The sequence below is a fragment of the Dysgonomonas reticulitermitis genome, assembly GCF_054601275.1.
Genome location: NZ_BAAHWU010000034.1, coordinates 16158 through 32607, shown reverse-complemented (window position 1 = coordinate 32607; position 16450 = coordinate 16158). Strand labels below are relative to the sequence as shown.

Sequence of the window (16450 nt, the reverse complement as noted above, 5' to 3'; positions counted from 1 at the left end):
AAACTCAAATGTTTGACATTAAATAAATTCATCGGGATTGGTATGCCCGATGCTTACAAAGTGAGTTAATTTTACTTGCTACGATAGTGAAGAAAAATACCGGTTTGACTGCCGTTGCAACAAAGTCTGTCGAAAGTGATAATACTCACCCAAAGCGTTTCAGATGCCTGCGCATCTGAACGCAATGAGTTTATCATACCGCTTAAAGCATTGTTAAGTGCCTGAATGGGTTCGCCATTCATTGATCCCGAAGTATCCAATAAAAAATAAACTGGCAATCTTCGCATTACACTACAATATTTAATTCTGACGGAGGTGGTGGTAATTCATTCAATCCCACAACTTCTTTTCCCGAATCCTCTACTTTGGTTGATGATACACCAATAGAAGCCGTAACCCAAGCGAAAAACTTGGAAATACTTTGGCTGTCGGCGGTGTCTAAGCTAACAACATTGTCGGTAATTTGCTTTAGGATATTTGTATCTGCACCATTACCGGCAGCACAGGCTACAGTAAAAGCTATTTTTCTTTTCTTAAATTCAGATAATCCACTTTGCCAATTATCGGTAGGATTTCCGTCTGTCATTATAAAAACTAAAGGTTTCCAGTCGCCTTTTGTTTCGGCTGTGGTTTTTGCAACTTCGTTGTCAATACAGTTGCTTACAACTTTTAATGCTTCTCCTAATGCCGTTGTCCCGCTGGCTTTAATGTCCACCATTTGGAATGAACCCAAATCAGTCAGAGGGATTATTTGTTTTGCAGAACTGTCAAAAGTAATTACGCTTAAAAAAGCTGTTTCCTGTGCTTGTGGATTTTGTCGCAAAGAACTAATCATGACTTGCACTCCATTTTTTACCGCTTCAATAGGCTCTCCCGACATAGAACCGGAGGTATCCAATAGTAGATATACAGGTAGTCTTCTCATGTTATTTTGTATTATTGGTAAATGTATTTCTTTAGAATCTCAACAAAATTGTCTGTTTGGTTTGGTTCCCCAATAGCCCTGAATTTCCATCCGCCATCTTTACGATAAGCTTCTGCAAAAACCATCGAACACATTCCATTCATAGAAGAGTCACCCGATAAATTATATTTTGTAATTTCCTTTCCCTTAGCATCAACTGCTCTGATGAAAGCATTTTCAACCATCCCAAAATGTTGGTTGTTTTGTTTCCCTTGATAAATGGAAACTACAAAAAGAATTTTCTGATACTTTTCATCCAGTGAATTCAGCTTTACAATGATTTGTTCGTCGTCACCATCACCGGCACCGGTTCTATTATCTCCTGTTAACCAAATTTGCCCCGATGGATGCTTCATAGAGTTAAAGAAAATAACATCACCTTCATATAGCCCAACTTGTCGTCCATTGCTTTGGATGGTTCTTCCAAGATTCGCTACTTTACCATTACTGTCTAACAGAAAAGCAATAGCATCTAAGTCGTATTCCTCTTCCTTTCCACCGCCAAAAAGTTTTCCGAGAAGTCCGCTTTCTTTTTTACGCACATCCCAACCTAAACCGATTGTTACAGATGAGAGATCATAAATATCTTCTCCCTTATCATTTTTGCGTAGGTCGATTGTTTGACCTTTTTGTAAGTTTATAGCCATAGTGTTCGTTATTTAATGATTTGTCCCTTGTAATATTTAGCGAGGAAAAATGCTAAATCTTCCTTATAGCCGATGCCGGAAGCTTCAAATTTCCATTTGCCATCCTTTTTGTAAAGTCTGCCAAATTCTACAGCTGTTTCAATTGAAAAGTCTTCTCCTAATTCATATTTGGCAACTTCCTGCCCATTTGAATCATCAACAATACGAATGTAAGAGTTGCGAACTTGTCCGTAATTTTGCTTACGTTGAGTTGCTTCATGGATTGTTACCACAAATAAAATTTCACTTATCCTACTGTCTACTTTTGACAAATCCACCTCAATAGTTTCATCGTCGCCCTCTTCGCTGTTGCCTCCCGTTGGGTCATCTCCGGTGTGATGCAATGCTCCATCGGGAGAATCTGTATTTCCATAGAAAACAAAATAAGGTTCCGATGGTATTTGTCGGGCAGAATCAATCATGAATGCCGATGCATCCAAATCAAAATCATACCCTGTTCCTTCATTTGGATTCCATCCTAATCCAACACTCATTCTTGTTAGACCAATGTCTATTTTTTGTCCTTTTTGTAAATTAATTGCCATAATTATTGTTTTACGTCCGCTCCTTATTCGGACATTGATTTACATCTTCTAGATTTTACTCATCAATCGTGCATCTTCATTATTTTTCTATATTCTGCACAAATACCACCTCTTGGGTAGAGGTGGTATAAAGCATCATTAACCAGTCATTATATTGTATTTAAGCAGATTACACTTCTCTATTTAATATGTAACAGAAGTTTTTCTAACGACATTGTGAAACATGATATGGAAAGCAAGCTAAATGATTAGGCAATTATCTTATAATCAAAATACTTTTTCATTATCAGACTATCTTAACGATATATTTTTTAAACATCCATGCTAACAAGTTGATATATAATGATATTTAAGCGTCAAGGGAATCTTTATGTGGTATGTGGTAAAATATTAGGATGTTAATATTTCTTTAATAGAAATTAGACATTATATAGATTAAATTTATATTGCGTTATATTTCAATGATATACGGAAGTTATGCAAGCCACAGGCGATAAGCATAACCGTATCATCAAAACCAAATATAGTACATCGCAAGCGTTCTTTGACAATACGACATCGTTTGACGCCCCCAATGGCGTGTTCCACAAGAATACGAAATGAGGATATTTTTCGATTTTCCTCCTTCTGTTCTTTAGTCAATTCTTTGCCTTTAGGCTTTTTTGTAGGCATTTTTACAGTTACATTTTCGGGATTATGTCCCATAAAACCTGTATCTTGCCATAATGTTATGCCCGCAGGAAACCGAACTTGCTGTTCATCGGCTATCTTTTTGTCATGAACACTGCCATCAAAGGTTTTAGACAGCCACAAAATCCGCTTTTGTGCGTTACACAGCAGGTTATTCTTCACATTGTGAGTTTTTTTTACCGCTGTAACAGGATTTTTGCCTGTCTTCTGCCTGTGGTCGCTGTATTGGGCGTTCCGTACCGTCAAGCAACACATCTTGGCAGCCCTGCAATACATATTGCATTCGCTGCGAGTTCCGGTCGGGCAATTCCCCAAGTATTTTGAGTGTTTTGCTCAAAATACCGGCTAACAAATGTACCCAATCATTGCATTGGGGCTGTGTCATATCAAACATTGCTCCGTGATATTCCTGCAATGGATTATTTTTCAAATACGATAAAATGAACAATAATTTATCGCCAATCAGGGGCAGCTTGCCGCTTTTGCAACCGTATGAAATGCGTTGTCTGACCTTGCCTTCGAGCGTGAAATGGGAATAATACTCTTCCCATTCATACTTGAACATTGGCAACAAGGCTTCAAATTGGGGAACCGTAAAACCTGTCATACTCAACATTTGGGGCGCATTTTTCTTTACTTTGTCGTATCGCTCTTTGCTGTTTTTTTTGCAAAGATATGTAAAAGAACGCTTTATATAATTATTCGATATAAACTCTATTGATATAGGAATTTTATTATTTATATTCGTATAGAAGATTATTTTTCTTTTAGTGATTGCTTTATTAACCTATTATTTTGCATATATGAAAAATATACCATTTCAGCCAAAAGATCCGAGAATTGCATATATTGTATGGGGAAATACAACCATGACTTTTGATAAAGATAAATCCTACATCATCGGAGTGAAAGAATATGCCGGAAAAAGTGAAACGAAATCTGTAAGGTTTGACCAGTCTTTTGGTTTTAACTTTCTCAATGGCGCAGTAAGTGGATTTGTTCCCACCGAGTTTAAAATTAAAGAAATAGATTGCTTCGGAGCCGCTTATTACGGTGGTGTATGGAAAGGGGTGAGACTCTATAAATAAACCTGCAAAAAATACAGCGATGAAAAGAATATTAATAATATCGGCTATATCTTTTATTTTCACATTTTCTTACTCGCTTTTCGCTCAAACAAATGAAAAACTTTGGGGTGGACTCGAAATAGAACTTGGCGCAAGCCTTGTCGACAAGGGTGACTTGTATAACGTATCTTATAGTGATAATAAAATGTCGGCAAACACGATAAAAGCCGTCATAGGATATTATGTAACGTCCCAGTTGTCAATAGGTGTAAGCATAGGATTGAATAGTTATACGCTTCCGGGAATAAACATGGCTCCGATATGGTTGGATATGCGTTTTCACCCTCTAACGAAGAACCCTAAGCTGGTTTTAAACGGTGCCATAGGTTATCCGCTGGCGATGAACGAAAACGACTTGAAAGGCAAATTCATAGCAGAAGCTTCTGCCGGATACAAGCTCTTCAATATTGGTAAAATCAGCTTCGTTCCGGCTTTGGGCTATAATTATCTCCTGTATAGCCTGAACTCGGCAGATGGAAGATACTCACAATCAAGGCATTCAATATTTATAAAAATAAGTATCCTTTACTGATAACTTCTCAAATTATTTTGTACTTTACTTTATATGTCCGTCATGCTCTCTAGCAAATGTTGTTTGCTATGCTATTTAAGGTATGGAAGAATAAAAAGAATAGTAAAAATATCGTTTATATGTCAATGAAAATTCTACTTTTGTAGAAGAAAAGAATTTCAGCAATAATTGACTGATAAAACTTATATAACATGAATGCAATAGACTGGTCAAATTTGTCTTTCGGATATATGAAGACAGATTATAATGTAAGAAGTTATTACAAGGATGGGAAATGGAGCGCTCCTACAGAAACTACATCCGAGAATATTGATATTCATATGGCAGCAACTTGCCTCCATTACGGACAAGAAGCTTTTGAAGGATTAAAGGCTTTCAGGGGTAAAGACGGAAAGATTCGTATTTTCAGAATGCGGGAAAACGCACTACGTATGATCTCTTCATGTCATGGTATTATGCTGGCGGAATTGCCGGTAGAAGTTTTTGAAGAGACAGTAATAAAAGCTGTAAAATTAAACGAACGCTTTGTTCCGCCATATGGAAGTGGAGCATCGCTATACATACGCCCTCTACTGATAGGCACAAGCGCCCAAGTAGGAGTTAAACCTGCAAGCGAATATTTATTCCTCGTTTTTGTCACTCCGGTAGGACCTTACTTCAAAGAAGGATTCAAACCAACGCCTGTGGCTATCCTCCGCGGATATGACCGGGCAGCGCCATTGGGTACAGGGACAATCAAAGTAGGAGGCAATTATGCAGCGAGCCTGGCGGCAGGAAATAAAGCCCACGAAATGGGATACTCGGCAGTATTGTATCTGGATGCAAAAGAAAAGAAATATCTTGACGAATGTGGCCCTGCCAACTTTTTCGGTATTAGGAATAATACATATATTACACCGCTTTCATCGTCCATACTGCCTTCTATCACAAACAAGAGTTTAATGCAATTGGCTGAAGATATGGGACTGAAAGTGGAACGCCGTCCTATACCGGAAGAAGAATTAGCTACTTTTGAAGAAGCAGGCCAAGTAGGAACGGCTGCTGTTATCAGCCCTATACTGAGAGTGGACGACATTGACGAAAATAAGTCGTATGTAATATCTAAAGACGGCAATGCCGGCCCTGTCAGCACGAAATTGTATAACAAGCTCAGAGCGATCCAGCTTGGAGATGAACCGGATACTCACGGCTGGGTTACCATATTAGAATAAGTATTCCCCATAAATGGAGCAAATACAGACAGAAGAAAGAATGGTGCTTCGCACCGAAGACCTGGTAAAGAGATATAAATCCAGAACGGTAGTAAATCATGTTTCAATCAACGTGAAGCAAGGGGAGATTGTAGGTCTGCTTGGACCTAACGGAGCAGGTAAAACTACAACTTTCTACATGACCGTAGGATTGGTAATGCCAAACGAAGGCAAAATATTCCTAAACGATCAGGAAATCACCAAATATCCTGTATATAAACGTGCGCAGAACGGAATAGGATACCTTGCACAAGAAGCTTCCATTTTTCGCAAAATGACTGTGGAAGACAATATCCGTTCGGTGTTGGAAATGACCAATACATCCCAAGCATACCAGAAAGAAAAACTGGAAAGCCTCATCGACGAGTTCGGGTTGCATAAAGTAAGAAAAAACCTTGGTGACAGGCTCTCAGGTGGAGAGCGGCGGCGCTCCGAAATAGCACGCTGCCTGGCTATAGACCCTAAGTTTATCATGCTCGACGAGCCATTTGCCGGGGTAGACCCTATTGCGGTGCAGGACATACAGGAAATTGTCGCAAAACTCAAATATAAGAATATAGGGATACTTATTACCGACCATAATGTTGATGAAACATTGAGTATTACCGACCGGGCATACTTGCTTTTTGAAGGGAAAGTTCTATTTCAAGGATCAGCCGAAGACCTGGCCGATAATGAAATTGTCAGGGAAAAATATCTTGGACGAGATTTTGAATTAAAACGGAGAAATTTTGAACATCTCAGGGGATGAGAATTACAAACAATGAATTAACGAACTAAATATATCCTAATTCTTTCAATTTTTGCAGAACAGATTCAGCTATAATTGTGTATCCTTTTGCATTAAAATGAAGGCCATCAGTAGCCATGAGAGATTCAGGAATTAAATCAACCTTAAAGTCTTCGGCTTCTTCATCGTTATTGGGATCGTAACTATTTACAAGTATCTTTCTAATATCTAGATATTTTTCTTTATAACTGTTTTCTAATTCTCTATTTAGATTTACTATTTGAGTATGCGCAATAGTACTGGATGGTTCATATCTAGCATTGGTTATAGACATTACTATATACCTATCCGTCCTTAGATAGTTTATCGAGGACTGTATATCACTTAACACAATATCCTTTTGTAAAATATTATTACGCCCATACCAAATTATTGTTATTCTATCCCTCTTAATATCATTATCAGGAATAAATTGTACTAAACTGCTTACTGTTTTTTCTTCTCCAGAATCACCCCTGGTAAATATGTAGCTATTATCCGTTAATCTCTGAAGAGTCCCTTTCACTCCCTCAATATATCCGCTAAGTGACTGCGAGCCTTGATCTGTTATCGGATTACCATTCCTCCCTGTAATTTTAAATGTACCACTGGCCGGAATGGTATTATTCTCCAATGTAACATAAAATGGTACACCTCCTTGTCTCATCGCAATAGAAGTGGAAATCTGACCTCCTATACCATTATTGTTTACAGACCACAAATTATTTAACATAGAAGCAAGAGCATTGGGATATGTTGTTCCATTACCACCGGCGCCAGCGGTTAATGAATCACCCCATGACTCAATAATATTGGCATATTCAATATACACTCCCATTTTTTGGCTGAATAGAGCATTCCCAATCTTATATACCACTGTGCTATTATCATAATATGAGATAATGGATACATTCGTTTCCGAATACGTAATTTGTTTTTCATCTTTTGATTCTAAATCTTTACATATCAATTGAGAAATACCGTCGATATTTTTAGGATAAACGATATACCTTTCATCTCCGACACCAACATTGACAATACATGAATCAATATAGAAGTTATCTTTAGACATTACCTTAATAATAGCTAGTCCCGGACTTACTGCTGTTATTGATCCGTTATCGTTTATAGTAACAATGCTATTATTAGAGGTAGTCCAAACATAGTCATTAACAGCTGAAACAGCATTAGAGAAGCGAATATCAATCTTAAAACCTTTTCCTTGCTGTATCAACGTATCATTTACACTTAATTTTAATGAAGGTATGTCATCTTTTACTGAATCATCACAGGAAATAAACAATATGGATAATAGAATCCAGGATATGATTGTAAAAAAATATTTTTTCATTGATGTATTTTATTTAATCAAAAATTTATAGCCAACAGTCAGATAAAGGCAATCGCTATTCCATTTTCTGAATAGATTATTATTTTGTTTTAGGGATATATTTTTTAAGCCTCTCTCATAACCAACATTAAAAAGGATTTGATTATAAGACAATTCAGCATCAACAGAGACGCCTATATCTGTTTGCTTTAAGTTGGAAGCATTCCATGAAGAAGAAAAGAATATTTCCTGTTGATTTTCTTTCACTTTAGAATCAACAAACAGTCCGATATCAGTATAACCGGAAAAAATCAAAGACAAATTCAATTTCTCTGAGAATGGAATAAATACGCCTATACCTACAGGGATGGTTAGATATTGTATATTATAATCTAACTTTTTAAAATCATTTTTATACTCTGCACCTTTTTGACTATAAGTTGCCCCTGTTCGTAGGAATAAAAAATCGCTGATAACATAATCTGCATGCATTCCTAATCGGAAACCAAATTTGGAGTCCCAATTTTTATCGCCTTTTTTATCTGTTAAATTGAATCCGCTTTTTATTCCAATTGAAACCTTGGATTTTTCAAACTCTTCATTTCTTTCAGAGATTTTCTTATCACTTTTTGGTATATCATTCTGAAGGCCAGCATATTGATGATCAAAGATACTTTCCTCATAAAAAGCTATATCGCCAACATTATATAGTAAATTATTGGTTATAAAAGGTATCCGCCATTCTTTAGCTTCAACTACCGTTACCATTCTTGGGTTTAGAAAACAAAACAAAACAAATAAGAGTAAAGTATTAATTCTCATATAGCTTCGGAATTAGTTTTATATATAGTTTACCCATTCCTAAAAAAGAAAGAGTCCGGAAACTATAATTCCAGACAATTAACCACAGAATATTTTCATTTCGAAAATATTCTGTTAACTCAATATTGTTTCTATGGAAGAGTCTATTTTGATGTAGGCATATATACCTAGTACGGGTACTTATAGGAAGAAATATCTTATATACTATTGCAAGTAAAAAGAATAAGATTATATTAGCTCTCTCTCTCTCTCTCTCTCTCTCTCTCTAATAAAATATAATTAACTTCCAAATTTTCAGCAGAAAAAAGGAATGAAAAGTTACAAAGTATTAATTCGTAGTTCAACATATTTTGTATTAATTAATAATGCAAATGTATATCTTTTTCTTTACCACTACCAATTTTTGCCTAAGTATTTCAAATTTTCCTTTTTTTGAAAGATAAACGAAATTATAGTCATTATCTTAATTACAATATATTGGAGAACAACAGAAAATATTCTTAAACCCTAACTTTATATGATTTGCTGAAATTCCTATAGATAAATAATTTTTTTTATCTACCTTTACCCAATAATATGGGAAGATTTTTAGCGCTGGATTATGGTACGAAAAGGACAGGTATAGCGGTTTCAGACACCCTTAGAATCATCGCGAACGGACTGACAACTGTACCTACCCATACCTTGTTAGAATTTCTTAAATCATATTTGGCTAAAGAAGATGTGGAACGCATCATTGTGGGCTTGCCCAAACAAATGAATAACGAATATTCTGAAAACATGAAGCATATTCGTCCATTTGTGAAAAAGTTACAAGCAACATATCCGAATATCCGGATAGAATATTATGATGAAAGATTTACCTCAGCCTTAGCACACAAAACAATAATTGACGCAGGGTTAAAAAAATCAGACAGACAAAACAAAGCTCTTGTAGATGAAGTAAGTGCAACAATCATTTTGCAGGATTACATGGAGAGTTTGCGATTACAAAACAAGTAACAAAATATGATATTACCAATATATTTGTACGGACAACCTGTTCTTAGAAAGGTGGCTAAAGAAATCACACCGGATTACCCCAATCTTAAAGAACTTACAGCAAACATGTTTGAAACGATGTACAATGCCGATGGAGTAGGTTTAGCTGCCCCACAAGTAGGACTTGAGATCAGGCTTTTCATCATAGATTTGGAGCCTTTAGCTGAAGATAACCCTCAATATTCCGGGTTCAAGAAAGTTTTTATAAATCCTAAAATAGTCGAATCTACCGGTGAGTTAGTCAAATTGGAAGAAGGATGCCTTAGTTTGCCGGGAATAAATGAAACAGTAGAACGGGAAGAAAAGATCCGCATACAGTATTTCGATGAAAATTTTGTTCCCCATGATGAAGTATATGGCGATTTTTTTGCCCGCTGCATTCAGCATGAATACGATCATATTGAAGCAAAGCTCTTCATCGACCGCATATCGGGGATCAGAAAACAAATGATAAAAAGCAAACTAAATAACCTGATAAAAGGAAAGGTTAATTGCCACTATAAAGTGAAACCCGTATAATCCAAAAAACTGAGAAATCCGATAATATGAAAAGTGTAATAAAGATATTCTTGATACTTATATGTATTACATCCGGTTTTAGCTCTTGTATAACTAGCAAAGAACTGGATTATCTGCAAGATATAAAATTGAAATATCCTGAAGTAATAATGCATCCTGAAGAATACAAGATAATCCCGGGAGACCAGTTGCTAATTGTAGTCTATACATTAGATAAAGAAACCGCTGAGCTTTTCTCCAGCTATATGCCTCGATTCTCGGGACAAAACATAAGTGACCGCACATCCGGCGATGTATATCAACAGGCGCGTGGATTGGACGATGCCGGCGGAGTCAGCCCTATCTCGGTTTATGCAGACGGCACCATTACATTCCCTTATATAGGAAGCATATATGTGCAAGGACAAACTTTATTGGAAGTACGTAAAACCATTTCTGCCAAATTAGATGCCTTCTCGGATGGTACTGCGGCAGAGGTATCTTTATACAATAGATTTTTCAGCATACTCGGAGAAGCAGATGCCGACCGCATATTAATGCCTAAAACCTCACTGACCATACTTGAGGCTCTTACAATAGGCCGCTCACTAGGCCCATACGCCGACCGGTCTAAAGTAACTATCATAAGGCAAACCGAATCCGGATCAAAGACAAAAACGTTTGATCTCAGAAGTAAAGATATAATAGATACCGAGTTCTACTATATTCAACCAAACGACGTTATCTATGTCCCTCAACTGAAAAGAAAATTCTTAGGGTCGACTACATCATTCGCCGGAGCTTTTGGTTTGGTAACATCGTTGGCCGGGGTTATAATATTTACACTTAGAGTATTTTAATATGAAACCTGTATTCAATTATTTCTTATTCTGTATTTTTGCTATCGGTATATTTTCCTCTTGTATATCCAGCGAGGAGATGAATTATATGCAAAACATCTCTTTGAATTATCCGATCAAGCCATTTGAAGAATATAGGCTTACTATCGACGATAAAATATCCTGCAATATATCCTCCAGCGATAAAGATCTGGTGGAAACATTTAACACAGTTCTTACTTCCAACCAATCGGCAGCCAAAACCTATATAATCTATAGCGACAGCACTGTTATCCTCCCATTTTTCGGGAGAGTGAAAATAGCAGGGCTTACTGTTCAGGAAGCAGAAAAGGTTATACAGAAAATGATGCAGGAATCAGTGACGGATGCTCAGGTTAAAGTTACCCTGGCCAGCAACAATTTTTATATCCTGGCCTCAAACAAGCGAAACTACCCATCTGTTTATAAAGAAAATATGACTATTTATCAGGCGTTGGCTGTTGCTCAGCAAACCACCAGCTCGATGGATATATCCAGAATAAGTATTTTGAGAAGAGATGCCTCCGGAAGAACCATACATAAAACGTTCGATTTAAGATCTCAAGACCTCGTCCAGTCGGAATTTTACTATATTAAGCCAAACGACCAGATTTATATACCGACTAGCAAAAATTCGTTTTTCAATATAGAATCTTTAGGAGCTTTTACCAGTGCGATGATGATTCCTTTGACATTCTTGGTTTATACCGTAATGTACAATTACAACAGCTTATAAATCTATTATGGACATAAATAAAAAAGCAATAGACTCAGACCCGTATTTCGAAGAGGTAAAATCAAAAACAAATATTTCATTTGACTTTGTATTATGGTTTTACAGAATATTAAAATATTGGTACCTTTTCGTTATCTCTGTTATTATTTTCATGGCTTATGCTTATATTAAGAATAAGTCGTGGGTACCTGTATATGGCATACAATCTATGATAATACTGGAAAGCAGAGGTACATCCAGTGTATTATCCGGATCGGTACCGCTCGGAAGTATTTTGCGCAATACCGAGAACCAACAAATCTTATTGCAATCATATGGATTGGTACAACGGACAGTGGAGAAACTCCCCAAAAAGATACATGTTGATTATTTTATCCAAACCAGATTTAAAACAATAAGCCAATATACAGATAAACCAATAGAGGTAGTAATAGACAGCCTGCAAACCGACTTGAAACCTGAAGCATACAACTACGTATACAATATTACGTATGTTGATGAAAACCAATGTCGCATCTCCTATAAAGAAAATCCGGAAAGTGATGAAGAAGTCTCTTTCAATGCTTTTTTCGATCAGGAAATTAACAACAAGCTGTTTAAAATTAAACTAAGAAAAACAAACAGTTTCAAACCCGATTTCCTCCCATTTAGTGTAAGGTTTCTAACAAACGACCAACTACTTGGCATGTACAACGGCAGAGTTGGCTCAGCTCTCAAATCAGAAGCTTCATCTGTCCTTATACTTTCAATGTCTGGTACCGACCCCGCAAAAGATATAGATTTCATGACCGCTCTTCTGAAAGAATTTCAGGACTATAACCTAACGTTGAAAAACGAACAGGCAGATTTAACGATTGACTTTCTTGAAGTTCAGATAAATCTTATAAACGACTCTTTGAATATATCCAGATTAAAATTAGAGAAGTTTCAAAAAGAAACAGGTGTCTATGAAATTTCATCCTCTGAGTTTAGAAAGGAACTCGACAAAGCCGACGAAGAAAAAGATATTTTAGCTATTCAAGAGAAAGCAATGCTTATTGTTGCAGATAAAGTGATCCCTAACATAAAGGGGAATACAGAATTGATCGATCCCGCTACTCTAGGCCTGGAAGGTGTTGCAGCCGCCAGGCTAAGCGCTTACATTAATCAATATAATGGAATTATAGTAAAGGCTAAAAATCTAGGGCCGAAAAGCCCATTATACACCTCTACTATAAATGAGCTGAATGAGCTTAGAATGAAAATACTGAAAGAAATTCAAGGTAGCCAGATGGCTCTGCAAGATCAAAAAAATATTTTAATAAAAAAATATCAGACAACGTATGATAAGCTGGAAAATCTTCCTCCTCAAGAACGGGACCTGGTTAAATTTCAGCGTGAATATGACGTTAATCAGATGTATCATCAGTTCTTAACACAGAGGCAATATGAAGCAAAGATACAGAAGGCATCGAACATGCCCGACAACTACGTATGGGAATGGCCTCGGACAATAGGAGGCGCCATGAACGGAGGAGAGATCAACAAAAATTATATGTACTTCTTTTTGATTAGTTTGATTATCCCTCTTATTTTTGTTATATTCAAAGAAGAGATCATCAATTTCGCGATCATGACAAAAGAAGATTGCGAAAAAATATCAGGACTTCCTGTTATCGGAACTATCGAGAATATATCGAAAAAATTAAATAACGGTGTTGTGCTCGTTAAAAACTATCCAAAATCCAGTTTCGCCGAATCTTTCCGGAACATGCGAGTCAGGATTGAATATATGGCTCAGCGTGAAAATAAGATAACTGTATTGGTATCATCCACCGAGCCGGCTGATGGAAAAACCTTCATCGCAACTAATATAGCATCGGTATACCAACTGATGGGCAAAAAAGTAATTATAGTCGACCTCGACCTAAGACGTCCATCGGTAGGAAAGACATTGCAGATAGAGACGCAAAAAGGAATTTCCAACTACCTGATAGGCCAGGTAGAACTTGAAGATATAATCATTTCACACCCTGACTATGGATTCGATATTATTCCTGCGGGAACTTTACCTCCTAATCCGAGTGAATTGATAAAAACGGCTAAGACAAAACAGGTATTGGAACATTTGAAAGAAACTTACGATTATGTAATTATCGACTGTAGCCCGGTAGGATTAGTGTCTGATGCATATATCCTTTCGTCAATCGCTGATACGACTCTGTTTGTGGTTCGCCGTGCGAAAACAAACAAGTCATTCTTCAAGAGTGTGATCAACCAACTAAAATATGATGGAGTCGAAAATATCGCACTTGTATTCAATGATGTTAAAGGCAGAGAAGGATATTATGGAACATCCCGTTATTATGGGGACAAGACCTATTATCTCAAGAAAAATTCCTACTACCACGATGATTATTTCGAAAACTAAAAAATATATTAAAAAGAGAGGTCTAAACAGCCTCTCTTCTTTTTTGTTAATGTATTATTTATATATTTGCCTGACTAAAAACATATAATCTGTCTATTGTGAAGAAAATTATTTTTGCTGTGCTCCTTCTTCTAAGCAGCCAGTTTTCCTCTGCTCAGATAAATACAGACAGGGTTATCCTTATAGGGCGCAATGCGCTCTATTATGAGGATTACGTGCTGGCTATCCAATATTTTAATCAGGCGATACAAGCAAAGCCTTATCTTGCCGAACCTTATTTCTTTAGGGCTGTAGCAAAATATTATCTTGATGATTACAAAGGAACCGAAGATGATTGTACTTTAGCTCTTGAACGGAACCCGTTCATGTCTAAAGCTTACCAACTTAGAGCTGATGCCCGTCAAAACCAGAATAATTATGAAGGGGCATTAGAAGATTATAAAAAAACACTGGAAGTTTCTCCAAACGATAAGTTTACACTCATCAACATGGGAGTCGTAAATATTCAGAAGAAAAACTACGACGAAGCAGAGCAATACTTAAATACTCTATTGAAAATATACCCGGCATTTACCCAGGGCTTTTTGACCAGAGGAGCTATGTATCAGGAAAAAGGCGATACAATTAAAGCCTTCGAAAACTATGACCAAGCCATTAAGCTGGATAAATATTACCCTCAATCTTATTCGATGAGAGGACTTTTACACTATTACAAAAAAGATTATGATAATGCCTTAGCAGACTTGAATGAATCTATAAAATTAGATCCGTTACAATCAGGCAACTATATAAACAGGGGATTAATAAGATATTCGAAAAATGACCTCAGAGGTGCAATGGCCGATTATGATAAAGTTATCGACCTTGACCCAAATAGTATCATTGCCCGATTTAACAGAGGGTTACTAAGGTCCCAGGTAGGAGATGACAACCGTGCTATCGCCGATTTCGACGTAGTTATTAAATATGAACCGAATAACTATATCGCATATTTCAACCGGTCTTTGATAAAAAATAATATTGGAGACTACAACGGCGCATTAGAAGATTTGAATGTCGTTTTAGCGGAATATACTGAATTTTACCATGGATTTTATGCCCGTGCAGAAATTAAGCGCAGACAAAATGACTTAAAAGGAGCCGAACGGGATTTTAATTATGCCCGCAACGAGGAAAGCAGGAAGAACAAAGAGTTAGCAGCAAAAGGCATTACCGAGGAAGAAGTTACAAAAACAAGAGAAAAATCAGATAAAGACATAGATAAATTCAGCTTACTTGTTGTAGCCGATAAAAAAGAGGAAGAAAAAAGTAAATACGAAAGTAAAGCCAGAGGCCGGATACAAAACAAACAGGTCAATCTGGAGTTAGAACCAAGGTTTATTGTAACATATTACGAAAAGCCAAGCGAAATCAGACGCTTTGTATATTTCAGCCAATTGGTGGATGCCTTAAACAAAAAATCGGTTCTTCATCGAAAATTGAGGATTACCAACAGTGAAGCTTCCTTAAATGAATTGCAAATACAAGAGCACTTTAACTCCATTGAAGATTTGTCGAAACGAATCGCGGATTCACCTAACAATGCAGATTATTATTTTGCACGTGCAATGGATTATTTACTTGTCCAGGATTTTGCAAGCGCAATAGAAGACTTCAATAAGACGACTACTATAGATCCCAAATATACGCTGGCATACTTCAACTTAGCTGTCGTATATACAAAGCAGGTAAATTTAAGGGAAAATATGCCTGAATATGAAAAGAGGACAGAACAGCCGGATATATTAGCTTTAAACTCCACCGGAATAAAAAAGGAAACTCCGTTAAAAGATGTAGCTCCATCGATAAATCCCGGAAAAATGGAATATGAACTTATAGAAAAGAACTATAATAAAGTAATAGAACTCAACCCGGAATTTGTCTATGCTTATTACAACAGAGCTGAAATACGCTATAAACAGGGAGATTACAGGGCTGCTATATTAGACTACAACGAGGCGTTAAGGCGTGACCCTCAATTCGCGGAAGCTTATTATAACCGGGGGCTAGCCCGTTTCCAGGTAAGAGACAAGGATCGTGGTCTTGAGGATATGCGTAAAGCCGGAGAGATGGGTATTATAGAAGCGTATAGCATTATTAAGCGTATGACCGAATAGTTTTATCAGTAGTTTT

General features: G+C 36.8%; 18 protein-coding genes. 10 read left to right on the top strand and 8 right to left on the bottom strand.

Going from position 1 to position 16450, the window contains the following annotated elements:
• Positions 1-71 precede the first annotated feature (71 nt).
• The 6 genes from ACYPZI_RS11835 to ACYPZI_RS11810 all read right to left on the bottom strand — a co-directional run bounded on the left by ACYPZI_RS11835 (position 72) and on the right by ACYPZI_RS11810 (position 3501).
• Positions 72-287: a vWA domain-containing protein gene (locus tag ACYPZI_RS11835; RefSeq protein ID WP_459601839.1), complete on the bottom strand. Its 216-nt coding sequence runs from the start codon at positions 285-287 to the stop codon at positions 72-74.
• On the bottom strand, positions 287-925 hold the full coding sequence (locus ACYPZI_RS11830; RefSeq protein ID WP_459601837.1) for a vWA domain-containing protein: 639 nt from the start codon (positions 923-925) through the stop codon (positions 287-289). Before ACYPZI_RS11830 ends, ACYPZI_RS11835 begins: the two co-directional genes overlap by 1 nt.
• 11 nt (positions 926-936) lie before the next feature.
• Positions 937-1611, bottom strand: a complete 675-nt coding sequence (locus ACYPZI_RS11825) for a TerD family protein (protein ID WP_459601835.1) — start codon at positions 1609-1611, stop codon at positions 937-939.
• Positions 1612-1619: 8 nt separating this feature from the next.
• Entirely contained in the window at positions 1620-2195 is a 576-nt protein-coding gene (locus ACYPZI_RS11820; protein WP_459601833.1) for a TerD family protein, read from the bottom strand.
• 441 nt (positions 2196-2636) lie between these two features.
• Positions 2637-3047 (bottom strand): transposase family protein, encoded by a 411-nt coding sequence (locus tag ACYPZI_RS11815; RefSeq protein WP_459601831.1) that lies wholly within the window; start codon positions 3045-3047, stop codon positions 2637-2639.
• A complete protein-coding gene (locus ACYPZI_RS11810) occupies positions 3037-3501 on the bottom strand; it encodes a transposase family protein (protein ID WP_459601829.1) in 465 nt (154 codons plus the stop codon). The genes ACYPZI_RS11815 and ACYPZI_RS11810 overlap by 11 nt, the downstream gene beginning before the upstream one ends.
• Before the next feature lie 187 nt (positions 3502-3688).
• Between ACYPZI_RS11810 and ACYPZI_RS11805 the strand changes: the two genes are divergently transcribed.
• The 4 genes from ACYPZI_RS11805 (at position 3689) to lptB (ending at position 6545) form a co-directional block, all read left to right on the top strand.
• Positions 3689-3973, top strand: coding sequence for a hypothetical protein (locus ACYPZI_RS11805; protein WP_459601827.1), 285 nt, complete (start codon positions 3689-3691; stop codon positions 3971-3973).
• A gap of 19 nt (positions 3974-3992) precedes the next feature.
• Complete coding sequence (locus tag ACYPZI_RS11800) at positions 3993-4544, top strand: hypothetical protein (protein ID WP_459601826.1); 552 nt, start codon at positions 3993-3995, stop codon at positions 4542-4544.
• Between the two features lie 191 nt (positions 4545-4735).
• Positions 4736-5755: a branched-chain amino acid aminotransferase gene (locus ACYPZI_RS11795; protein WP_459601825.1), complete on the top strand. Its 1020-nt coding sequence runs from the start codon at positions 4736-4738 to the stop codon at positions 5753-5755.
• Between the two features lie 13 nt (positions 5756-5768).
• Positions 5769-6545: an LPS export ABC transporter ATP-binding protein gene (gene lptB / locus ACYPZI_RS11790; RefSeq protein ID WP_459601824.1), complete on the top strand. Its 777-nt coding sequence runs from the start codon at positions 5769-5771 to the stop codon at positions 6543-6545.
• A gap of 25 nt (positions 6546-6570) precedes the next feature.
• Here the strand turns inward: lptB and ACYPZI_RS11785 are convergent, their stop codons facing one another.
• Both ACYPZI_RS11785 and ACYPZI_RS11780 read right to left on the bottom strand, forming a co-directional pair.
• Positions 6571-7914 (bottom strand): Ig-like domain-containing protein, encoded by a 1344-nt coding sequence (locus ACYPZI_RS11785; RefSeq protein WP_459601823.1) that lies wholly within the window; start codon positions 7912-7914, stop codon positions 6571-6573.
• Positions 7915-7923: 9 nt separating this feature from the next.
• Positions 7924-8661 (bottom strand): outer membrane beta-barrel protein, encoded by a 738-nt coding sequence (locus tag ACYPZI_RS11780; protein WP_459601822.1) that lies wholly within the window; start codon positions 8659-8661, stop codon positions 7924-7926.
• A 630-nt stretch (positions 8662-9291) separates the two neighbouring features.
• Here ACYPZI_RS11780 and ruvX point away from each other — a divergent pair.
• The 6 genes from ruvX (at position 9292) to ACYPZI_RS11750 (ending at position 16434) form a co-directional block, all read left to right on the top strand.
• Entirely contained in the window at positions 9292-9717 is a 426-nt protein-coding gene (gene ruvX / locus ACYPZI_RS11775) for a Holliday junction resolvase RuvX (protein WP_459601820.1), read from the top strand.
• A 6-nt stretch (positions 9718-9723) separates the two neighbouring features.
• Positions 9724-10275: a peptide deformylase gene (gene def, locus ACYPZI_RS11770; protein WP_459601818.1), complete on the top strand. Its 552-nt coding sequence runs from the start codon at positions 9724-9726 to the stop codon at positions 10273-10275.
• A gap of 26 nt (positions 10276-10301) precedes the next feature.
• On the top strand, positions 10302-11114 hold the full coding sequence (locus tag ACYPZI_RS11765) for a polysaccharide biosynthesis/export family protein (RefSeq protein ID WP_459601816.1): 813 nt from the start codon (positions 10302-10304) through the stop codon (positions 11112-11114).
• Position 11115: 1 nt separating this feature from the next.
• Entirely contained in the window at positions 11116-11868 is a 753-nt protein-coding gene (locus ACYPZI_RS11760) for a polysaccharide biosynthesis/export family protein (protein WP_459601814.1), read from the top strand.
• Between the two features lie 7 nt (positions 11869-11875).
• A complete protein-coding gene (locus tag ACYPZI_RS11755) occupies positions 11876-14278 on the top strand; it encodes an exopolysaccharide transport family protein (RefSeq protein WP_459601812.1) in 2403 nt (800 codons plus the stop codon).
• Positions 14279-14376: 98 nt separating this feature from the next.
• On the top strand, positions 14377-16434 hold the full coding sequence (locus ACYPZI_RS11750; RefSeq protein WP_459601810.1) for a tetratricopeptide repeat protein: 2058 nt from the start codon (positions 14377-14379) through the stop codon (positions 16432-16434).
• Positions 16435-16450 lie beyond the last annotated feature (16 nt).